The organism is Streptomyces sp. ActVer (genome assembly GCF_027270795.1).
GTDB classification, from domain to species: domain Bacteria; phylum Actinomycetota; class Actinomycetes; order Streptomycetales; family Streptomycetaceae; genus Streptomyces; species Streptomyces umbrinus_A.
In genome coordinates this window covers 1-21,331 of the sequence record NZ_JAPWHT010000074.1, presented here as the reverse complement: position 1 = coordinate 21,331, position 21,331 = coordinate 1, and the positions used below count along the sequence as shown (strand labels likewise).

Below are 21,331 nucleotides of genomic sequence, written 5' to 3'. Positions count from 1 at the left end.
TGCCCCCCTCCGGCAGCGCGCCCCGGCCTCACCGAACTGGCCGTTTCGTACGGATCAGTTGAGAGCACTCTGACCTGCGGCACGACCGATATGAAAGTCATACGGAATGGCGTCACCCTGATAGGCGAAAGCCCCGCCGAGTGAACTCGGCGGGGCCGGGCCGGAGATGGCCGACAGAGACGAACATCGAGCGGACTAGATGTGTCCGACTCCCGCGCCCGCTTCCGCGTTGGCCCCCCGCTTGGTGAGGAAGGCGACGAAGATGGCCACGAAGGCGACGCCGGCCGCGACGAGGCTCGCCAGGCTCATGCCGGAGATGAACGTGTCGTGCGCGACGCCCGTGATCTTCTCGGCGAGCTCGGGCGGCGTGCCCGGTGCCACCGGCGCGGCGCCGACCTGGACCGCCTCCTTGGCCTGGTCGAGCTGGACCGGGGTCAGCTGCGGAAGGCCCGCGGACGCCCAGTTGCCCGCGAGGTCGCCGTCGACCTTGGAGGCCATCACGGCACCCAGGACCGCCGTACCGAGGCTGCCGCCGATCTGCATCGCGGCCTGCTGGAGACCACCGGCGACACCGGAGAGCTCCATCGGCGCGTTGCCCACGATGACCTCCGTGGCGCCGACCATGACCGGCGCGAGGCCGAGCCCGAGGAGCGCGAACCAGATCGACATGAGCCCGCTGCTCGTGTCCGTCTCCAGCGTCGACACACCGAACATGGCGATGGCGGTGAGCGCCATGCCGCCCGCGAGCGGGATGCGCGGTCCCGTCTTGGTGATCATCGCGCCGGCCAGGGGCGAGCCGACGATCATCATGCCGGTGAGCGGCAGCAGGTGCAGGCCCGCGTTGATCGGGCTCATCCCGTGCACGTTCTGCAGGTAGAAGGTGACGAAGAACAGGCCGCCCATGAAGGCGATCGCCATGAGCACCATCAGGACCACACCGGCCGACAGCGCCACGGAGCGGAAGAGCCCGAGCGGGATGAGCGGCTCGGCGACCCTGTTCTCCCAGTACGCGAACAGTCCGAAGCCGAGCACCGAGATGGCCAGGAACGACCACGTCATGGCGTCGCCCCAGCCCCACTCCGGGGCCTTGATGAGCGCCCAGACCAGGCAGAACATGGCGCCGGACAGCAGGCCGATACCGGGGAGGTCGAAGGAGCGCGGCGCGTTCTCCGCGCGGTGGTCGGTGAGGATCACCACGCCGAGGACGACCGCGATGATGCCGACCGGCACGTTGATGAAGAAGACGGACTGCCAGCTGACGTGCTCGACGAGGACACCGCCGAGGATCGGGCCGCCTGCCGTGGAGGCGCCGATGACCATGCCCCAGATGCCGATCGCCATGTTCAGCTTCTCGGCCGGGAAGGTGGCTCGCAGCAGACCGAGCGCGGCCGGCATCAGCAGCGCGCCGAACAGGCCCTGGAGCACTCGGAATACGACCACGAAGGCGATGCTGTCGGAGAGGCCGATGGCACCCGAGGCGGCCGCGAAGCCGACCACTCCTATCAGGAAGGTCTGCCGGTGGCCGAACCGGTCGCCGAGCTTGCCCGCCGTGATCAGCGTGACCGCGAGCGCGAGGAAGTAGCCGTTGGTGATCCACTGAACGTCCGCGAAGCTGGCGTTGAGGTCCTTCTGGATGGCCGGGTTGGCGATGGCCACGATGGTGCCGTCCAGGGCCACCATCATCACGCCCACGGCCACGGTGAACAGGGTGTACCAAGGGTGGCCGCGCAGCCCCTTGCCCGGGGTCGGACCGGGGGCGGCGGGCGAGGCCTTGTCGGCCGGGCCGGTCGTGTCGACGGTGGTCTGACTAGTCATGCCCCGAGGCTAATGACAGCCACTGACAGTTGACAAACCAATTCACAAGTCGGTAACTGTCACGTCACTCACGGATAGTCTGAGCCGGGCGGAACGGACACCTGCGGCGTGCCGGAGGGACGAAACAGACGCAGACGCGGAAGACGGGAAGAGGTTCCATGGACACGGCGTCACGGCCGGGACTGCGCGAGCTCAAGAAACAGCGGACCCGGGACGCCCTGGTGCGGGCCGCCCTGGAACTGTTCACGACCCAGGGGTACGAGCGGACGACCGTCGACGAGATCGTCGAGGCCGTCGACGTCTCACAGCGCACCTTCTTCCGCTACTTCGCGGGCAAGGAGGACGCCGCCTTCGCCGTCCAGGAGATGGCCGAGTCGCATTTCGTCGCGGCGGTGCGCGGGCGCCCTGCCCACGAGGCCCCGTTGGACGCGCTGCGCAAGGCCGTCATGGCCAGCTGGGACACCATCGGCGAGGCCATCGAGGCCGTCATCCCGCTCGAACTCCACATGCGCGCCTTCCAGTTGATCGAGTCGACGCCCGCGCTGCTCGCCGCCCACCTGCGCCGCCAGGAGGGACTGGAGGAGGAACTCGCGCGAGTGATCGCCGAGCGTGAGGGCCTCGACGTGGACACCGACCCGCGGCCGCGCCTGGTGATGGCCGTTTTCGGCGGGGTGATGCGGCTGACGGGCCGGCTCTGGGGCGCGGGCGAGGACTTCAGTGTGGCGGCGATGCGCGAGCTGACCGCCTCGTATCTCGACCAGGTGGGGCCCGCGTTGGCGGAGAACTGGCGCACGGGCGGCGGGAACGGCCGTACGGACACCGAGTGACGACAGTCGTACGCAGAGTCGAAATCCGCCGATGGCGGGGCTAGTTGCGCACCTACACAGGGTGACCGGGCGACTCAATATGCGCCCGGTTTTACCCAATTACCCCCCACGAAACGTGATCCGCCTCACTCGGTTAACGCGAGACACTCTCGTTCTCCTAGTGTGTCCTTCCAGTGACTTCCTTCGACTCCACCCCCCAACTCAACGTCTGGCGCATGTTGCTCGCGCTGGCCGTGGTGTTCGTGATGCTCGGGACCACCGGCTGGACAGCAGTGCGCAATCACCGGGGCGCGAGCACACCGCTCGCGGCGTCGCTGTCCGCCTGGGACCGCGGTCGCATAGGCGGTCATCGCCTGCCCGACCCGGACGACACGACACCCGCCCGGCTGGCCCGCTTCTTCGCCTCGCTCGACGCGCGGCAGCGGGCCCGGCTCGCCGCCCGCTATCCGCTGGCGGTCGGCAACATGAACGGGGCGCCGGTCCAGCTCCGCTACCGCGCCAACCAGATCGCCCTCGGCCAGGCGCGCAAGGTCGAGCTCAAACGCATGCACGACGACCGGCTCTCGCCGACCGGGCAGTACGAGGCCGGCCGCCGGATGAACCGGTACGAGGACCTGATGAGCGGGGAGCGCCGCATCCTCGCCTTCGACCCGATGGGCTCCGGCCGGGTCGCGGAGGTCTTCGGAGACCTGGACAGGGCCGAGCGGGTCTCGGTCGTGGTGCCCGGCGTCGACACCAACCTCCTGACCTTCCAGCGCACCAACAAGACGTACTCGGCGCCCGTCGGCATGGCGAAGTCCCTGTACAGCGCCGAGCGGGCCGCGAGCCCGGAGACACGTACGGCCGTCATCGCCTGGGCCGACTACACGGCGCCCAGCGGACTCGGCATGGACGCGGCCACCGGGATTCGCGCCGAGGAGGGCGCGGTCCGGCTCAACGCCCTGGTCCGGGCCCTGCCCGGACGCTCCGGCGTGGCCCTGTACTGCCACAGCTACGGCTCGGTCGTCTGCGGTGTCGCCGCGCACTCGCTGCCCTCCCGGGTCTCCGACATAGCGGTGGCGGGCAGCCCCGGTATGCGGGTCGAGAAGGCCGCGCAGCTGCGCACCTCCGCCCGGGTGTGGGCCGTACGGGACTCCGACGACTGGATCGAGGACGTACCGCATCTGAAGGTCGGCGGGCTCGGTCACGGGGCCGATCCGATGTCCTCGGACTTCGGCGCGCGGGTGCTGTCGGCCCGGGGCGCCCGGGGACACACGGGCTATTTCGTGCCCGGCACCGACAGCCTGCGGAACTTCGCCGAGATCGGGATTGGCGCGTACCGCGCGGTGCGCTGCGCCCGCGAGGATGACGTGTGCCGGGAGGGTTTGTCCGACACGGCTGAAGTCGGACGCGCGTAGAGAACGAAGAAAGTGCGGTCTGCTCAGGGAGGGGACTACGAAGCGCATGCCGCATACGATGGCCCGCATGGGTGACGTACTGGCCGGATTTCATGCCGCCTGGGAGTTCGAGTCCGACTCCGTGCTCATCCGCTTCGAACGGGGGATCCGCACGCCGAAGCTGTTCCAGGCGCTCGGTGAGCGCCGCATCCCGCTCGACGCGATCGCGGCGGTGACGCTGACGCCCGGCAAGCGCGGGACGGTCGTCCTGCGCGCCGAGCCGAGACCGGGAGCGGATCCGCTCATGGAGGCGGCGGCGGGACAGCTCAAGGAGGGGTCCGACCCCTATCGGCTTGTCCTGCCCGCCGAGCGGGAGACGCTCGCCGAGTACTACGCGGACGAGCTGCGGGCGATGCTCGCGACCAACGACCCGGGGCCTGCCGAGCGCTATCTGGTGCAGCCGCCGGAAACGCCGCTGCAGTTCAAGGCGTACGACGGGAAGGCGTCCTTCGACGGGAAGTCCGTGCACTTCCGGTGGTTCTGGACGGGGGCGTCCTCCGCCAAGTGGAAGGCCGGCGACCAGGGTTTCGCCGTGTCCGACCTGTGTGGTGTCGAGTGGCGCTCGCCCGAGGTCTTCGAGGGGCATCTGCGGCTGCTGCGCCGTGACTCGGGGATTTCACAGCCGGCTCAGGCGGATCAGGATCCGGCCGCCGTTGTCTTCGGGCTGGGGTACGGGCCGGTTCACGAGTCGTTGCCGTTCGCCGCGGCGGTGCTTGCCGCGGTGCGGACGGGTGGGCCTTCGGCCCTGGCCGAGGGGTCGGGAGCGGGGGCCGATGCGGGGGCTCGGCGGGATCCGGCCGACATCGCCGACCGGATCCGGCATCTTGGCGAGCTTCATGAGGCCGGGCTCGTCACGGATGAGGAGTTCTCGATGAAGAAGGCCGAGTTGCTGGCCGAGCTTTGAGGTGTGAGTTGTGAGGCGTGGGAGGGGCTGCGGGGTCGTTCGTTGGCTGCGGACCGTCGTGGCTAGTCGCGCAGTTCCCCGCGCCCCTGAAGGGGCGCCCCCCTCACGGGGCTCGCTACTCCCGGCCCGCCGACGCGAACCTCATGTCCGCGTAGCGGGTGCCTGATACCTGGGGGGCGATCTCGTTCAGGGTGGCCAGGTCGGCCTCGCTCAGGACGATGCGTGTTGCCGCTGTGTTCTCCTCGATCCGGGTGCGCCTGCGCGTGCCCGGGATGGGGATTACGGGGAGGTCGTGGACGGACGCCTGCTGGTGGACCCAGGCCAGGGCGATCTGGCCCGCGGAGGCGTCGTGGGCCTTCGCGACCGCCCGGATCGGCTCCAGGAGGGCCGCGTTCGCCGCCGCGTTGTCACCGGTGAAGCGGGGCTGCTGGCGGCGGAAGTCGCCCTCGGTGAGCTCCGTGTCGGCGTTCGTGAAGGAGCCGGTGAGGAAGCCCCGGCCCAGCGGCGAGTACGGGACCAGCGTCACGCCCAGTTCCCGGGCCGCCGGGACCACGCCCGCCTCGATGTCCCGGCTGAACAGCGACCACTCCGACTGGACGGCCGCGATCGGGTGCACCGCCTGCGCGGCACGGAGCTCGCCGCCCGTGACCTCGCTGAGGCCGAGCTGCTTGACCTTGCCCTCGCGGACCAGCTCGGCCATGGCGCCGACCGTCTCCTCGATGGGGACGTTCACGTCACGGCGGTGCATGTAGTAGAGGTCGATCACATCGACACCCAGCCGCTTGAGGCTCGCCTCCACGGCCTGCCGGATGTACGGCGGGTCGTTGCGGATGATCCGCTTCGTCGGCTCGTCCGGCGGGATCGCCAGGGCGAACTTCGTCGCGATGACAACCTCGTCGCGGTGCGCCCGGAAGAACGGCGACAGGAACTCCTCGTTCTCCCCCTGGCCGTACGCGTCCGCCGTGTCATAGAGCGTCACGCCGAGTTCCAGCGCGCGCTCCAGCGTGGCCCGGGCCTCCTCGGCGTCCGTCGGGCCGTACGCGAAGCTCATGCCCATGCAGCCGAGGCCCTGTACTCCGACCTCGGGGCCGCCCGTACCGAGCTGCGCCTTCGCGATCCTGCTGTCCGTCATCGGGACCTCTCCGACGCCAGGGCCCGCCCGGCGTCCGCATAGAAATTGATCTTCCGGTCGAGCACCGCGAGGGTGTCCTGGAGCTCGGCGATCCGCGCCCGTACGTCCCGGCGGGTGGCTTCGAGCAGCTCGAAGCGGTCGGCGTACGTGTGGTCGCCCTCGCGCACCATCTCCGCGTACCGCACCATCCCGGCGACCGGCATCCCGGTCAGCCGCAGCTTGCCGACGAGGTCGAGCCAGTCGAGGTCGCGGTTGCTGTAGCGGCGCTGGCCGGTGTGCGAGCGGTCGATGTGGGGCATCAGCCCGATCCGCTCGTACCAGCGGAGGGTGTGTGCCGTCAGGCCGGTGAAGGCGACGACCTCGCTGATCGTGTACTGGTCCTGGCCGTCCGGACGCCGGCGCACGTGCGGCGGGCCGGCACAGGTGTCGTTCCTGGTGTCCGTGGTCTCCATCACCGTCATGGCCTCAACGCTAAAACCTTGGAGTGCACTCCAAGCAAGCGGATTCCGATGAAATTCCGACGACATCGGCCGGGGCCCGTGGCTACCGTGCCGATCATGAGTCTTGTACGCCGTGCCGTGCCCGAGGACGCCGGGGAACTCCTTCGACTCCGTCAGGTGATGATCGACTCCATGGCCGGGGCGGACACGTCCACCGACTGGCATGCCGAGTCCCTGACCACCGTACGGGGGCGGCTGGCCGATCCCGACGGGGGTTTCGCGGCCTTCGTCGTCGATCACCCCGAGCGGGCGGGGGCGCTGGGGGCGCTTGTCGTGGGGACCGTGGAGTACCGGATCGGGCGGGCCGGGAATCCGCACGGGCGGATCGGTTACGTGTTCAGTGTGGCGACCGATCCCGAGGTGCGGCGGCGGGGGTATGCGCGGGACTGTATGGAGGCGCTGGTGGCGTGGTTCCGGGAGGAGGGGGTTGGGCAGGTCGATCTGACCGCGTCGGTGGAGGCTGCGCCGCTGTATGCGTCCATGGGGTTTGTACGGACGCCTGATCCTTTGATGCGGCTTCGTTTTTGAGTACGGGCCGGTGAGGGCTTGTCGCGCAGTTCCCCGCGCCCCTGAAGACAAAGCGGTGCTGCCCGAACCCACCCGCGTATCAACGTGGTCGTAGGCTCTTGCTCATGCCTTTGGAGAGTCTTGCGCTGATTGAAGAGTGGCCCGTTCCTGCCGTTGCCGCGGCCGTTGTGCGGGCGGACGGTGTCGTGCTCGGGACCCGCGGCCCCGTCACCCAGCCGTTCGCGCTTGCCTCTGTCACCAAGCCCCTCACCGCCTACGCCGCTCTCGTCGCGTACGAGGAAGGGGCCGTCGAGCTGGACGAGGCCGCCGGGCCCGAGGGGGCGACCGTGCGGCATCTGCTCGCGCACACCAGTGGGCTGGCTTTCGACGAGCACCGGGTGACCGCGGCGCCGGGGCTGCGGCGGCTGTACTCCAACGCCGGGTTCGAGCAGTTGGGGGATCACATCGCGAAGGCCACGGAGATTCCCTTCGGTGAGTATCTGAAGCAGGCGGTGCTCGAACCGCTCGGGATGACGTCGACGACCCTCGACGGCTCGCCCGCGAAGGACGGGGTCTCGACCGTCGACGATCTGGTGCGGTTCGCCGCCGAGGTGCAGGCGCCGCGGCTGCTCGACCCGCGGACCGTCGCCCAGGCGATGACCGTGCAGTACCCGGGGACGAAAGGTGTCCTGCCGGGGTACGGGCACCAGAACCCCAACGACTGGGGGCTCGGCTTCGAGATCCGGGACTCCAAGTCGCCCCACTGGACGGGGAGTTCGTCCTCGCCGCGGACCTTCGGGCACTTCGGGCAGTCCGGTACGTTCCTGTGGATCGACCCCGATGCCGGAGCGGCCTGCGTGGCGCTGACGGACCGGGCGTTCGGGCCGTGGGCCGTCGAGGTGTGGCCCGCCTTCACGGACGCGGTGCTGGCCGAGCTCTCCAGCACCCCGTAAGAGGCTCCCTACGCCATCTCCCAGAACAGCAGCTCCGCCCCGTCCCTGGCCACCGCCTCCAGGTCCTTCGCGTCCGTGATGCGGGCCGCGTCGCCCGTGGTCAGGACCGAGGTGTCCAGCAGGACCTCGCCGCGTACGACATGGGCGTACACGAACGGCGCGTCGGGGACGGCGGTGCGCTCCCCCGGCGCGAGGCGGCGGACGTGGAGCATCGCGGCCGCCTCCGGGACGGCGTACGGGGTGGAGTCGGCGATGCCGTGGACGACCTCGTACGCGGGGTCGCCGCCCGGCTCCAGCGGGGCGAGCCACATCTGGACGAAGAGCAGCGGTGTGTCGCCGTCGTTGCGTTCGATGTGGCGGATCCCGCCCGCCGAGCTGAGGCGCTGGACGTCCCCGGGGCGTACGACCGACTCGTGGCCGGCCGTGTCGCGGTGGGTCAGTTCGCCCTCGACGACCCAGGTGACGATCTCGGTGTGGCTGTGCGGGTGCTCGTCGAAGCCGGCGCCGGGCGCGAGGCGCTCCTCGTTGCAGGCGATGACCGCGCCGAAGCGGAGGTTGTCCGGGTCGTAGTGCGGGCCGAAGGAGAAGGCGTGCAGGGACTCGATCCCGGCCGCCGGGTCGCCTCCGCGGTAGCGCTCGTCGGCGCGCCGTGCGTCCATCACGGACCCACCGTAGACCCGTCGGACGAGCCGTCCGAGACCCTCCGCCGCATACTCCCGTCCTGATAAGGCAGTCTTGTCCCGTGCCCGAACCCGAATCCAGCAACACCGAACGCGCCGCCCGCGCCGCCCATGCGCACGCCGCGACCCTGAAGCGGCTGGAGAAGTCGTCCGGCAGCCTCGCGGCCCAGGCGATCGCGCGCATGGACGAGACGCTGCCGTGGTACCGGGCGATGTCCCCGGAGAACCGGTCGTGGATCGGCCTCGTCGCTCAGGCCGGTATCGCCGCGTTCAAGGAGTGGTTCCGGCATCCGGACGCTCCCCAGGCGATCTCCACGGACGTCTTCGGCACCGCGCCGCGCGAGCTGACCAGGGCGATCACCCTGCGCCAGACCGTCGAGATGGTGCGCACCACGATCGAGGTGATGGAGAGCGCCATCGACGAGGTGGCCGCTCCCGGTGACGAGTCCGTGCTCCGCGAGGCGCTGCTCGTGTACGCGCGGGAGATCGCCTTCGCGACCGCTCAGGTGTACGCGCAGGCCGCCGAGGCGCGCGGTGCCTGGGACGCCCGGCTGGAGTCCCTGGTCGTGAACGCCGTTCTCTCCGGCGAGGCCGACGAGGGGGCGGTGTCCCGTGCCGCGGCGCTCGGCTGGAACTCGCCCGAGCATGTGTGCGTGGTGCTGGGCACGGCGCCCGACGGTGACAGCGAGCTGACCGTCGAGGCCATCCGGCGGGCCGCCCGGCACGCCAAGCTGCAGGTGCTGACCGGGGTGCTCGGGGACCGGCTGGTCGTCATCGCGGGCGGCAGCGACAACCCGCTCGGTGTCGCCAAGTCCCTGATCGGGCCGTATGCCGCGGGACCCGTGGTGGCCGGCCCCGTCGTGCCCGACCTGCTCGCCGCGACCCGCTCCGCGCAGGCGGCGGCCGCCGGCCTCAAGGCGTGTTTCGCCTGGCAGGACGCCCCTCGGCCGGTTCTGGCGGACGATCTGCTGCCGGAGCGCGCGATCGCCTCGGATCCCTCTGCTCGTGAACAGCTGGTGGAGGAGATCTACAGACCACTGGAGGAGGCCGGGTCCGCTCTCCTGGAGACTCTGAGCGTCTATCTCGAACAGGCGAGCAGTCTCGAAGGAGCGGCCCGGATGCTCTTCGTGCACCCCAACACCGTGCGCTACCGGCTTCGACGTGTGACTGACGTCACCGGCTGGTCGCCTTCGGATGTACGTTCGGCGTTCACGCTGCGGATCGCGCTGATCCTGGGGCGTCTGGCCGATGGAGATCCCCAGCTCTAGGCTTTTGTCGGGGACCTACAATTCCCCCTCCTGTTCTTCGTCCCTGTCCCCACGGGCGGCCGTGCCCGTCCACAAGAGAGAGTGTGAGAGTGCTCGTACTCGTCGCTCCCGGCCAGGGCGCCCAGACGCCCGGCTTCCTGACTCCCTGGCTCGACCTCCCCGGTGTCCGCGGTGCCCTTGAGGCGTGGTCCGACGCCGTGGAGCTCGACCTGATCCGCTACGGCACCGAGGGGGACGCGGACGAGATCCGTGACACCGCGGTGGCGCAGCCGCTCCTGGTCGCGGCCGGGCTGACCTCGGCGTACACGCTCTTCGACGACCCTGCCCAGCTGCCGCTCAAGGTCGGCGCCGTCGCCGGCCACAGCGTCGGCGAGCTGACCGCCGCCGCGCTCGCCGGGGTACTCCCCGACGAGGAGGCCGTCCGCCTCGTCCGCGTCCGCGGGCTGGCCATGGCGGAGGCGACCGCCGCCACCGCCACCGGAATGTCGGCGCTGCTCGGCGGCGACCCGGAAGTGACCATCCCGCACCTGGAGAAGCTCGGCCTGACCCCGGCGAACGTGAACGGCGGAGGCCAAGTCGTGGCCGCCGGCACGCTGGAGGAGCTGGCCGCCCTGGAGGCCGACAAGCCCGAGGGCGTACGCCGTGTGGTGGCCCTCAAGGTCGCGGGCGCCTTCCACACGCACCACATGGCTTCGGCGGTCGACACCCTCGCCCGCGCCGCGGCCGAGCTGTCGCCTGCCGATCCGACGCTCACGTACGTGTCGAACAAGGACGGGCAGGCCGTCACCGCCGGCTCGGAGGTCCTGGCCCGGCTGGTCGGCCAGGTCGCCAACCCGGTCCGCTGGGACCTGTGCATGGAGACCTTCAAGGAACTGGGCGTGACCGCGCTCCTGGAGGTGTGCCCCGGCGGCACCCTGACCGGTCTCGCCAAGCGCGCGCTGCCCGGCGTGAAGACGCTGGCGCTGAAGACACCCGACGATCTGGACGCGGCTCGCGAGCTCATCGCCGAGCACGCCTCCGCCTGAGCGCGTAAGGAGCCGACAGAGCATGTCGAAGATCAAGCCCAGCAAGGGCGCCCCGTACGCGCGCATCCTCGGTGTCGGCGGCTACCGCCCGGTCCGTGTCGTGCCGAACGAGGTGATCCTCGAAACGATCGACTCGTCCGACGAGTGGATCCGCTCGCGCTCCGGCATCGAGACCCGGCACTGGGCGAACGACGAGGAGACCGTCGCCGCCATGTCGATCGAGGCGTCCGGCAAGGCCATCGCCGACGCCGGGATCGGCGCCGAGCAGATCGGCGCCGTCGTCGTCTCGACCGTCTCGCACTTCAGCCAGACCCCGGCCGTCGCCACCGAGATCGCCGACAAGCTCGGCACGGCGAAGGCCGCGGCCTTCGACATCTCGGCGGGCTGCGCCGGCTTCGGCTACGGACTGACCCTGGCCAAGGGCATGGTCGTGGAGGGTTCCGCCGAGTACGTGCTCGTCATCGGCGTCGAGCGGCTCTCCGACCTGACCGACCTGGAGGACCGCGCGACGGCCTTCCTGTTCGGTGACGGCGCGGGCGCGGTCGTCGTGGGCCCCTCCCAGGAGCCGCACATCGGCCCGACCGTCTGGGGTTCCGAGGGCGACAAGTCCCACACGATCAAGCAGACCATCCCGTGGGACCGTTTCCGGATCGGCGACGTGTCCGAGCTGCCCCTGGACTCCAAGGGCGAGGTCAAGTTCCCCGCGATCACGCAGGAAGGCCAGGCGGTGTTCCGCTGGGCCGTGTTCGAGATGGCGAAGGTCGCCAAGGAGGCGCTGGACGCCGCCGGACTCACTGCGGACGACTTGGACGTCTTCATTCCCCACCAGGCCAACGAGCGGATCATCGACTCGATGGTGAAGACTCTCAAGCTGCCGGAACACGTCACGGTCGCCCGTGACGTGCGCACCACCGGTAACACCTCGGCCGCCTCGATTCCGCTCGCGATGGAGCGGCTCCTGGCGACCGGCGAGGCGAAGAGCGGCGACACCGCGCTCGTCATCGGCTTCGGGGCGGGTCTCGTATACGCCGCGACGGTCGTTACCCTCCCCTAGGCACACCGCCCGGATCCTTCCGGGCGGGAGTACCGCCACACCCTCTGGATACACAAGAAGGAGCGCCTGACATGGCCGCCACTCAGGAAGAGATCGTCGCCGGTCTCGCCGACATCGTGAACGAGATCGCCGGCATCCCGGTCGAGGACGTCCAGCTGGAGAAGTCCTTCACCGACGACCTGGACGTCGACTCGCTGTCCATGGTCGAGGTCGTCGTCGCCGCCGAAGAGCGCTTCGACGTCAAGATCCCCGACGACGACGTCAAGAACCTCAAGACGGTCGGCGACGCGACCGAGTACATCCTCAAGCACCAGGGCTGAGCCCACCCTCACCCCCGGACGCTGCTAGCCCCGCCACCCGGCGGTGGCGCCGCTGAATCCTCGTATCCGTTGGAGAAAGAATTCCCGTGAGCCCGACCAATCGCACCGTGGTCGTCACCGGTATCGGCGCAACCACACCGCTGGGTGGCGACGCAGCCTCGACCTGGGAGGGCCTGGTCGCCGGACGTTCCGGCGTCCGCCCTCTGGAGCAGGACTGGGCCGCCGACCAGGCGGTCCGTATCGCGGCGCAGATCGCCGTGGAGCCGGGCGAGGTCATTCCGCGCCCGCAGGCCCGCCGCCTCGACCGCTCGGCGCAGTTCGCGCTGATCGCGGCCAAGGAGGCCTGGGCGGACGCCGGTTACACCGACAAGGCGGGCGAGGACGCAGCGGTCGACCCCGACCGTCTCGGCGCGGTCATCGCCTCCGGCATCGGTGGCGTCACGACCCTGCTCGACCAGTACGACGTGCTCAAGGAGAAGGGCGTACGCCGCGTCTCCCCGCACACCGTCCCCATGCTGATGCCGAACGGCCCCTCGGCCAACGTGGGTCTGCTCGTCGGCGCGCGCGCCGGTGTGCACACCCCGGTCTCCGCCTGCGCGTCGGGCGCCGAGGCCATCGGCTACGCCATCGAGATGATCCGCACCGGCCGCGCCGACGTCGTGGTCGCCGGTGGCACCGAGGCGGCCATCCACCCCCTCCCCATCGCCGCCTTCGGCAACATGATGGCGATGTCCAAGAACAACGACGACCCGCAGGGCGCCTCGCGTCCCTACGACCTCGGCCGGGACGGCTTCGTCCTCGGCGAGGGCGCGGGCGTCATCGTCCTGGAGTCGGCCGAGCACGCCGCCAAGCGCGGTGCCCGCGTGTACGCGGAGGCGGTCGGCCAGGGCATCTCGGCCGACGGCCACGACATCGTGCAGCCGGAGCCCGAGGGGCGGGGCATCGCCCACGCCCTGCAGAACCTGCTGGACAACACCGACCTGAACCCGGCGGAGATCGTGCACGTCAACGCGCACGCGACCTCCACGCCGGCGGGTGACGTGGCCGAGCTGAAGGCGCTGCGCAAGGTCTTCGGCGACGACACCGATCACTTCGCGGTCTCCGGTACGAAGTCCATGACCGGGCATCTGCTCGGTGGCGCCGGTGGTGTGGAGTCCGTGGCCACGGTGCTGGCGCTCTACAACCGGATCGCGCCGCCGACCATCAACGTCGAGAACCTCGACCCCGAGGCGGAGGCCACCGCCGACATCGTTCGTGGCGAGGCTCGGAAGCTGCCCGTCGAGGGGCGGATCGCCGCGCTGAACGACTCGTTCGGCTTTGGTGGGCACAACGTGGTTCTGGCGTTCCGTACGGTCTGATTTCAGCCGTTTTTGTGCTTACGGTGAGTGGCCCGGGCTCCTCTTTGAGGAACCCGGGCCACTTGTCGTTCGTTGAGTGTCGCCCGCGGGACGGTGGGGGCTTGTCGCGCAGTTCCCCGCGCCCCTGACGGGCGCGCCCATCTGCAGGGGGCTTGGCTGTCAGACCACCTGGTGGAGCCAGCGGACCGGAGCGCCCTCGCCTGCGTAGCGGAAGGGCTCCAGTTCGTCGTCCCAGGGCTTGCCGAGGAGCTTGGTGAGTTCGGACTCCAGTTGCGTTTCGCCCTGCTGGGAGCGGACCAGGGCGGCGCGCAGGCGGTCCTCGGGGATCAGGATGTCGCCGTGGATGCCGGTCACGGCGTGGAAGATGCCCAGCTCAGGGGTGCAGCTGTAGCGCTCTCCCTCGGCGGTGGCGCACGGTTCGGCGGTGACCTCGAAGCGCAGCATCTGCCAGCCGCGCAGCGCCGAGGCGAGCTTGGAGGCCGTGCCGACCTCGCCCTTCCAGGAGAACTCGGATCTCCAGGTGCCGGGTGACGCGGGCTGCCGGATCCAGTCGAGGCTGACTCGCGTGCCGAGCACACCCGCGACTGCCCATTCGACGTGCGGGCACAGCGCACGCGGCGCGGAGTGCACGTAGAGAACTCCACGTGTCGTCACTGGGACCTCCGGACAGAGCGGGCATCTTGTACTTTGGCGGAACGTCAGTGGCTGGGCAGCCACGTGGCGAGGCTACCGTGCGTCGGCGCAAGGAGTGTGACGTACCGTCGGTCCCAGTGCCCGGAAACACGGAGGTTTCACCCAGGGGGACGCTCTTGGGCGGGCCGCCGTTGCGTGACGAACGAGGGGAACTGGGGATGCGGAAGCGTGGTCACGGTTCACGAGGTGTCGCCGCGGCCGCGGTGGCGGCCCTCCTGGGCGTCGCGGGACTGGCCGGATGCGACGCCAGTGGCGGCAACTCCCCCGGGCCCTCGGGCACCTCCGCGCGGGCCGCGAAGCCGTCCCCCAAACCCACTCCCGCCTGGGACAGCAGCCCGGGTTCGCTGGCCGCGGTCGGCGACTCCATCACCCGCGGCTTCGACGCCTGCTCGGTGCTGTCGGACTGCCCGGAGGTCTCGTGGGCGACCGGCACCGACACGAAGGTGAACAGCCTCGCGGTACGGCTCCTCGGCACGGCCGGTGCCGCCCAGCGCAGCTGGAACTACGCGGAGACCGGCTCCCGCATGGCCGATCTGCCCGGCCAGATGGCCCAGGCCGCGACGAAGAAGCCCGAGCTGGTCACGGTCATGGCCGGCGCGAACGACGCCTGCCGCTCGTCCGTGTCCGCGATGACCTCGGTTGCGGACTTCCGCACCCAGTTCCAGGACGCGCTGACCACACTGCGGGAGGCTCTGCCGAAGACGCAGGTGTACGTGTCCAGCGTGCCCGATCTGAAGCGGTTGTGGTCGGAGGGGCGGACGAACCAGCTGAGCAAGCAGATCTGGAAGCTGGGGATCTGCCCGTCGATGCTCGGTGACGCCGACGCGCTGGACTCTGCCGCGACGTTGCGGCGGGACACCGTGCAGGATCGGGTGGAGTCCTACAACTCGGTGTTGCGGGAAGTGTGCGCGAAGGATGAGCGGTGCCGGTTCGATGGTGGGGCGGTGTTCGAGTACCGGTTCGGCACGAAGCAGTTGAGTCACTGGGACTGGTTCCATCCCAGCAAGAACGGGCAGGCCCGGCTTGCTGAGATGGCGTACGCGGCTGTGACTTCGCGTACGCCTCCGGCGTGAGGGGTGGTCTGGCGTTGTGGGGACCGTGCGGGTTTGTTGTGGCTGATCGCGCAGTTCCCCGCGCCCCTATGGGGCGACGGTTGCCCTCAGCCTGCAGTCAGTGAGCGAGTGGGACGCCTCGATCTCGTATGAGCCCTTCACGGGGGTCCAGGCCTTGCTCTTCTCGTCCCAGATCTCGAAGGCCCGGCTTGGGAGTTCGATGGTGACGGTGGCTGTTTCGCCCGGAGGTGCCTCTACCGTCGCGAAGCCTGCCAGCCGGCGCCTCGGGCGGGTGGTGTCCGGCTCGGTGGGGGCCACGTAGATCTGGACGGTCTCGCGGCCCTTGCGGGTTCCGGAGTTGGTGACGCGGACCGTGACCGTCCTGCCCGTCACCTCGATCTCGTCGTAGGTCCAGTCCGTATAGCCGAGGCCGTGGCCGAAGGGGTACGTCGGGGTGCGGCCCTCCTTCTCCCAGGCCCGGTAGCCGATGAACACGTCCTCGGTGTAGACGAGTTCGCCGTCGGTGGGGGTGACCCGGGTGACCGGGGCGCTGTCGAGGGAGCCCCAGGTGGTGGGGAGGCGGCCGCCGGGCTCGTGGGTGCCGGTGAGGACGTCGGCCAGGGCGGCGCCGCCCTCCTGGCCCGGGAACCAGCTGAGGAGTACGGCGGACACGTCGTCGCGCCACGGGAGTTCCACCGGGGAGCCGGAGTTGACGACCACGACGGTGTTGGGGTTGGCGGCGGCCACCGCGTGGACCAACTCGTCCTGGCGGCCGGGGAGTCGGAGGTCCTTGCGGTCGAAGCCCTCGGACTCGACGCGTTCCGTCGTGGCGACCACGACGACCGCCGTGTCGGCGGCACGGGCGGCCTCGACGGCCTCGGCGATCAGTTCGTCGGGGTCACGCTGCGGCTCCTGGTGGGTGAACGTGAAGGCGACGACCTTCATGGGGACGTGCTCGGGAACGGAGACGACGTGGCGCAGTGAGACCTCGTAGGTGTCACCGGCGGTCAGGTCAACGGTGGCGCGCTCGACCGGGGCGCCGAAGAACGTCACGAACGGGTCGTCCGTCTCCACCCGTTGGACCTCGTCGAAGTACGTCGTGCCGTCGACCGTGAGCGTGAAGGCGCCGAGTCCCTTGATTCCGAAGGTGTGCCGGCCGCTCTCGCGCGGGGTGAAGGTGCCGGCGAGTTCGACGCTGTGGAGGGTGTCGTGGGTGACGCCGTCGGGCAGGTCGTCGCCCATCCACTGGAGATGGCCGCTCGGCGCCGAGCCCGTGCCGACGACGGTGCCGGCGGCGTCGCGGCAGACCGCGCGCAGCTCGAACCCCTTGTCGGCGGCGGCCAGTTCCTCGTTCGGGTCGGCGCCGACCGCGTAGGTCAGGGCGCCCTCGGGCAGGGCGGCGGTGAGGCCGTCGAGCGGGGAGACGACGTGGTCGGGGAAGACGACGGCGGAGCCGCCGCCGAGGACGCGGGCGTCGCGGGCGGCGGCGCCGATGAGGGCGACCGACCGCCCCTCGGGGATCGGGAGGGCACCGTCGTTGCGTACGAGCACGAAGGCGCGGCGGGCGATCTCGCGGGCCAGGGCGTCGCCGTCGATGTCCGCCGGGAGTTCGGTGACCGCCGGCTCGGCGCCGTCCAGGATGCCGACGCGGGCGGCCAGGCGCAGGACGTTGCGCACGGCCTCGTCGACCTTGGTCTCCGCCACCTCTCCGGCGCGGACGGCGGCGGCGAGCTTCTCGCCGTACACGGTGGTCGGGCCCGGCATCGCGACGTCGAGGCCGCCCTCGATGTCGGCGACGGTGGAGCGGGCGGCCATCCAGTCGGAGACGTTGAAGCCGTCGAAACCCCACTCGCCGCGCAGGACTTCATTCACCAGGTAACGATGTTCGGTCATCGTCGTCCCGTTGACCGAGTTGTAGGCGGTCATGATGCCCCAGGGGTGGGCGTTCTCGACGATCGCCTCGAAGGGGGCCAAGTAGAGCTCACGCAGGGCGCGTTCGGAGACGACGTTGTTCACGGTGAAGCGGTCGGTCTCGGCGTCGTTGGCCACGAAGTGCTTGACGGTGGTGCCCACGCCGCCCTCCTGGACACCGGTCACGTACCCGGAGCCGATCCGCCCGGTGAGATACGGGTCCTCGCTGTACGCCTCGAAGTGGCGGCCGCCGAGCGGGGACCGGTGCAGGTTGACCGTGGGGGCGAGCAGGACGTGGACGCCCTTGCGACGGGCCTCCTGGGCGAGGAGGGTGCCGGCGCGGCGGGCCAGGGCGGGGTCCCAGGTGGCGGCGAGCGCGGTCGGGGACGGCAGGGCGATGGACGGGTCGTCGCCGGTCCAGCGCACGCCCCGTACACCGACCGGGCCGTCGGACATGACCAGCGACTTCAGGCCGATCTCCGGGAGGGCGGGCAGGGACCACATGTCCTGTCCGGCGAGCAGCCGCGCCTTCGCGTCCAGGTCGAGTTTCGCGAGCGCGGTGTCGACCACGGCCTCGCGTGCCTGGTCGGCCGGGGCGGACCGGGTTCCCTGCGTTCCCGCCATGGCGGTGCCTCCTCGTCGAAGTCCGTACCGTCGCTCCATCCTGCATCCGCCACCTGTAGATCGGTAGGTTTCGTTATTCGTACGTTACTTTCGGCGCCTCGGGGAATGTGCCCATGTCGTACGGTGACGTCATGACGAGCAAGGCTCCCCGGTCGGCCAGGAGCGTGGAGCGGCGTGCGGAGATTCTCCGGGCGACGCTGGAGGTGATCGCCGAGCGCGGCTACCGGGGCGCGAGTCTGGCCGCCGTCGCCGAGCGGGTCGGACTCACCCAGCAGGGGCTGCTGCACCACTTCCCCACCAAGGAGGCGCTGCTCGTCGCCGTGATGGCGGAGCGCGACCAGTGGGACGCGGTGCCCGGCACCGGGCTGCGGCTCGATCTGCTGGGCCAGCTGGTCGAGTACAACGCGATGCGGCCCGGGATCGTGCAGACCTTCTCGGCGCTGCTCGGCGAGAGCGTCACGGAGGGGCACCCGGCGCGCGAGTTCTTCACCGAGCGGTACGAGGTGGTGCGCGCGAACATGGCGCAGGTACTGCGGGCCGAGTACGGGGAGCGGCTGCCGAGCGGGCTCACGCCGGAGCGGGCCGCTCCCCTGCTCGTCGCGGTGATGGACGGGCTGCAGTACCAGTGGCTGCTCGCGCCGGAGTCGGTGGACATGCCGGCGGCGTTCCGGGACTTCCTCACACTGCTGGGCGAGGGCCCTGGTCCCGACTCCTCTCCTACAGGCCCCGGGACCGGCGGCGGCTGACGGCTGCGGCGAGGGTCCTCACGCCCCGCACGCGACTCGCGCACCCCGCTGATCACGCGGCATGGCGCACGCCTCGTCCGTCACGCATACTGCCGCCATCCGACGACGGCCCCCACTCGCGACGGAAGGACCTGAACTACCTTGACGTACATACGTGTTCAGCTCGGCGCCCTCGGCCTGGCCCTGCTGACCGGCCTCGCGGCCCCGCCCGCCCACGCGGCGGAGGACCCCGCCGCCGCGCCCACCGTGGAGGAGCGGCGGCTCGACAAGGCGGCGCCCCAGGAGATCCTGGCCCGCTCCGGATTCGCCACGGTGGCACCGGAGTTCGTACGAGCACTGGGCAAGGCCCGTTCGTACGCGCAGGCCGAGCGTGTGGTCGAACGGCAGGGCGCGCGGCTGTGGCAGCGGGCGGTGGACCGCGCGCAGGGCCGGGGCCCGGCGGGCGGCGACCTGAGCCGGGACGACGACCGCCCGCTGTACTGGGCGCGGCTCGGCATGACCCGTGAAGTACGCCAGTGGGAGCCGCAGTTCGGCCTCACGGACGCACAACGGACCCGTCTCCTGGCCGCACTTGAGCGGACCTCCCGCGGGCAGGACACCATCCGCTACCCGCACAGCAAGGGCGTCAAGCGCATCCTGGTGACCGGTTTCGACCCGTTCACGCTGGACCGGGACATCCGGATCTCCAACCCGTCCGGAGCCACGGCCCTCGCCCTCGACGGCACGGTGATCGAGACGGCGGACGGCCCTGCCCGCGTCGAGACCGCCGTCTTCCCGGTCCGCTGGCAGGACTTCGCCGACGGCACGGTGGAACGCACTCTGCGCCGGCATCTCCCCCGCGTCGACCTGTTCACGACGGTCAGCCAGGGCCGGGTGGGCAGGTTCGACGTCGAACGCACCAACGGGGCCTGGCGGGGCGGTTTCGGGGACAACGAGAACCTCTCCCGCACCGAGACGATCCCGGTCACCGACCCGGCCTCGCAGCCGCAGTGGACGTCAACGACTTTGCCGTACAAGGACATCGTGGCCGCGAGCACGGGCCGTTTCCCCGTGTACGACAACACGTCGGTGACCGAGATCCCGGCGGGCGGCACCACTCCCGTCATACGCCCCGAGGGGCCGACCCCCGGCTCGACCGCCCGCGCGGGCGGCGGCGGCGACTACCTCTCGAACGAGATCGCGTACCGCGCCACACTGCTGCGGGACCGACTCGGCCTCACTGCCTCACTCCCCGGCGGTCATGTCCACACACCGGTCCTGCAGTTCGGGACGGGCAACACGGATCCGGCGAGCGGGACGGTCACCGACCCCCAGTTCGTCCAGAACCGGCTGGACATCATCGCCCAGGTCCGGTCGATCCTGAAGGTAGCGGCGGACGTCACCGACTGAGGCGCCCGGCCTGCTCTCCCTCGTCCTCGTCCGCTCCCTCGTCCCCTTCTTCGCGGCTCTCCTCGCCCATCAGATCGCGGGCCATCAAGGTGGCGCCCGCGACCGCGCCGGGCATCAGGAAGACGGCGACGAAGGGGACGAGGAAGGCGAGGGCCAGCGGGGTGCCGAAGCCCCAGATCAGCCTCTTGCGGGAGCGGAGCATGGTGAGGCGGTCGCTGAGTACGACGCCGCGGCGTTGCAGGGCGACCGCCGTCAGTTCCTCGGTGAGGAAGAAGCCGGTGACGAAGAATCCGATCACCGGTACGACCGTCTGCCCGACGAAGGGGACGAACCCGAGCGCGAACAAGAGCACACCCCACACCAGAGCCCTGGCCACGATCCGGAGGCTGTCCCGTGCGGAGATCAGTAGCTCGCGCCACAGGGGCAGGCCCGACTCGGGTGCCGTGCCGTCCGGGGAGACGTCCCGGTCCACCTTCTCCGAGAGGTTCTCGTAGAAGGGCTGGCCGAGGAGGAGGGTCACGGCGGTGAACGTGATCACTGAGAGGAGGAGGGCGAGGGCGAAGAGGACGGCCGTCAGGAATCCGCGGAAGAGGCCGAGCCAGGGGCTCGACCAGTCGTCTGCGAAGGGGGTGGCCCAGGCGGTGAAGTCCGTGCCCCACAGGGCCAGGGCGGTGAGGGCGGCGGCGTACAGGACGAGGGTGATGAGGCCCGGGATCAGTCCGAAGCCGAACTGCTTTCCGTGGCGGGTCACCCACCGCTGTCCCCGCACCAAGTAGCCGAACCCCACGCCAAGATCATGCATACCTGCACCATACCGGGGGCTCCGCCGGGTGGTTCGGGGAACTGCGCGCCCAGCCCGCCCGGGCTGATCGCAAAGTTCCCCGCGCCCCCAAAGACACCGGTGCCCAGGCCGGTTCACCACGTGCGGGACCGTCGCGGTTGCTCGCGCAGTTTCCCGCGCCCCCAAAGACACCGGTGCCCCGCGCCCCTGAAGGGGTACGGCCGGAGGGGACGTGGCGGGATGTGTGGCCGCAGCTTACGGCGACATGGGGAGGCGGGTGCCTTGGGAAGCGGGGGTTGCGGCCTCCGCTGCGGGCGGACATTCCGACGCGGCCCCGCACCCGAGAGACGCTGGGG

20 protein-coding genes are annotated in these 21,331 nt (G+C 70.4%); 13 read left to right on the top strand and 7 right to left on the bottom strand.

Annotated elements, in window-relative coordinates; translation table 11 throughout:
* Positions 1-195: 195 nt before the first annotated feature.
* Positions 196-1,815 (bottom strand): MFS transporter, encoded by a 1,620-nt coding sequence (locus O3Q52_RS15000; protein ID WP_269649279.1) that lies wholly within the window; start codon positions 1,813-1,815, stop codon positions 196-198.
* 158 nt (positions 1,816-1,973) lie between these two features.
* Between O3Q52_RS15000 and O3Q52_RS14995 the strand changes: the two genes are divergently transcribed.
* The 3 genes from O3Q52_RS14995 (at position 1,974) to O3Q52_RS14985 (ending at position 4,982) form a co-directional block, all read left to right on the top strand.
* Positions 1,974-2,642: a TetR family transcriptional regulator gene (locus tag O3Q52_RS14995; RefSeq protein WP_269649278.1), complete on the top strand. Its 669-nt coding sequence runs from the start codon at positions 1,974-1,976 to the stop codon at positions 2,640-2,642.
* 173 nt (positions 2,643-2,815) lie between these two features.
* The gene (locus O3Q52_RS14990) at positions 2,816-4,039 is read left to right on the top strand and encodes an alpha/beta hydrolase (protein ID WP_269649276.1); all 1,224 of its coding nucleotides are present in this window, start codon (positions 2,816-2,818) and stop codon (positions 4,037-4,039) included.
* A gap of 58 nt (positions 4,040-4,097) precedes the next feature.
* Positions 4,098-4,982, top strand: a complete 885-nt coding sequence (locus O3Q52_RS14985; RefSeq protein WP_269649286.1) for a DUF4429 domain-containing protein — start codon at positions 4,098-4,100, stop codon at positions 4,980-4,982.
* A 115-nt stretch (positions 4,983-5,097) separates the two neighbouring features.
* Here the strand turns inward: O3Q52_RS14985 and O3Q52_RS14980 are convergent, their stop codons facing one another.
* Together O3Q52_RS14980 and O3Q52_RS14975 are read right to left on the bottom strand one after the other, a co-directional pair.
* Complete coding sequence (locus tag O3Q52_RS14980; protein WP_269649275.1) at positions 5,098-6,114, bottom strand: aldo/keto reductase; 1,017 nt, start codon at positions 6,112-6,114, stop codon at positions 5,098-5,100.
* Entirely contained in the window at positions 6,111-6,575 is a 465-nt protein-coding gene (locus tag O3Q52_RS14975; RefSeq protein WP_269649274.1) for a MerR family transcriptional regulator, read from the bottom strand. The genes O3Q52_RS14980 and O3Q52_RS14975 overlap by 4 nt, the downstream gene beginning before the upstream one ends.
* Positions 6,576-6,671: 96 nt before the next feature.
* Here O3Q52_RS14975 and O3Q52_RS14970 point away from each other — a divergent pair, with 96 nt between their 5' ends.
* Positions 6,672-7,142 (top strand): GNAT family N-acetyltransferase, encoded by a 471-nt coding sequence (locus O3Q52_RS14970; RefSeq protein WP_269649273.1) that lies wholly within the window; start codon positions 6,672-6,674, stop codon positions 7,140-7,142.
* 104 nt (positions 7,143-7,246) lie between these two features.
* Positions 7,247-8,074, top strand: coding sequence for a serine hydrolase (locus O3Q52_RS14965; protein WP_269649272.1), 828 nt, complete (start codon positions 7,247-7,249; stop codon positions 8,072-8,074).
* Positions 8,075-8,082: 8 nt separating this feature from the next.
* Here O3Q52_RS14965 and O3Q52_RS14960 read toward each other — a convergent pair whose 3' ends face one another.
* Positions 8,083-8,733, bottom strand: a complete 651-nt coding sequence (locus tag O3Q52_RS14960) for a pirin family protein (protein ID WP_269649285.1) — start codon at positions 8,731-8,733, stop codon at positions 8,083-8,085.
* A gap of 83 nt (positions 8,734-8,816) precedes the next feature.
* Between O3Q52_RS14960 and fasR the strand changes: the two genes are divergently transcribed.
* From fasR to O3Q52_RS14935, 5 genes are all read left to right on the top strand, one after another.
* Positions 8,817-10,022 (top strand): fatty acid biosynthesis transcriptional regulator FasR, encoded by a 1,206-nt coding sequence (gene fasR / locus O3Q52_RS14955; RefSeq protein ID WP_189838055.1) that lies wholly within the window; start codon positions 8,817-8,819, stop codon positions 10,020-10,022.
* 89 nt (positions 10,023-10,111) lie between these two features.
* Positions 10,112-11,047, top strand: coding sequence for an ACP S-malonyltransferase (locus O3Q52_RS14950; RefSeq protein ID WP_269649271.1), 936 nt, complete (start codon positions 10,112-10,114; stop codon positions 11,045-11,047).
* Between the two features lie 22 nt (positions 11,048-11,069).
* Positions 11,070-12,101: a ketoacyl-ACP synthase III gene (locus O3Q52_RS14945; RefSeq protein ID WP_269649270.1), complete on the top strand. Its 1,032-nt coding sequence runs from the start codon at positions 11,070-11,072 to the stop codon at positions 12,099-12,101.
* Positions 12,102-12,172: 71 nt separating this feature from the next.
* Positions 12,173-12,421 (top strand): acyl carrier protein, encoded by a 249-nt coding sequence (locus O3Q52_RS14940; protein ID WP_055611752.1) that lies wholly within the window; start codon positions 12,173-12,175, stop codon positions 12,419-12,421.
* A gap of 86 nt (positions 12,422-12,507) precedes the next feature.
* Entirely contained in the window at positions 12,508-13,779 is a 1,272-nt protein-coding gene (locus O3Q52_RS14935; RefSeq protein ID WP_269649269.1) for a beta-ketoacyl synthase, read from the top strand.
* 159 nt (positions 13,780-13,938) lie between these two features.
* On the opposite strand, the gene O3Q52_RS14930 is transcribed toward O3Q52_RS14935, so the two are convergent.
* Positions 13,939-14,433 (bottom strand): DUF3145 domain-containing protein, encoded by a 495-nt coding sequence (locus O3Q52_RS14930; RefSeq protein WP_055611750.1) that lies wholly within the window; start codon positions 14,431-14,433, stop codon positions 13,939-13,941.
* A 197-nt stretch (positions 14,434-14,630) separates the two neighbouring features.
* Here O3Q52_RS14930 and O3Q52_RS14925 point away from each other — a divergent pair, with 197 nt between their 5' ends.
* Positions 14,631-15,545 carry an SGNH/GDSL hydrolase family protein gene (locus tag O3Q52_RS14925; protein WP_269649268.1) on the top strand — a complete coding sequence of 305 codons (915 nt, stop codon included), beginning with the start codon at positions 14,631-14,633 and terminating at the stop codon, positions 15,543-15,545.
* 66 nt (positions 15,546-15,611) lie between these two features.
* On the opposite strand, the gene O3Q52_RS14920 is transcribed toward O3Q52_RS14925, so the two are convergent.
* Positions 15,612-18,059 carry a glycoside hydrolase family 3 protein gene (locus O3Q52_RS14920; protein WP_269649267.1) on the bottom strand — a complete coding sequence of 816 codons (2,448 nt, stop codon included), beginning with the start codon at positions 18,057-18,059 and terminating at the stop codon, positions 15,612-15,614.
* A gap of 113 nt (positions 18,060-18,172) precedes the next feature.
* Between O3Q52_RS14920 and O3Q52_RS14915 the strand changes: the two genes are divergently transcribed.
* A complete protein-coding gene (locus tag O3Q52_RS14915; RefSeq protein WP_269649266.1) occupies positions 18,173-18,805 on the top strand; it encodes a TetR/AcrR family transcriptional regulator in 633 nt (210 codons plus the stop codon).
* A 141-nt stretch (positions 18,806-18,946) separates the two neighbouring features.
* Positions 18,947-20,194, top strand: coding sequence for a pyroglutamyl peptidase (locus tag O3Q52_RS14910; RefSeq protein WP_269649265.1), 1,248 nt, complete (start codon positions 18,947-18,949; stop codon positions 20,192-20,194).
* On the opposite strand, the gene O3Q52_RS14905 is transcribed toward O3Q52_RS14910, so the two are convergent.
* A complete protein-coding gene (locus tag O3Q52_RS14905; RefSeq protein ID WP_269649264.1) occupies positions 20,184-20,996 on the bottom strand; it encodes an EI24 domain-containing protein in 813 nt (270 codons plus the stop codon). The two genes, O3Q52_RS14910 and O3Q52_RS14905, sit on opposite strands and share 11 nt — an antisense overlap.
* Positions 20,997-21,331 lie beyond the last annotated feature (335 nt).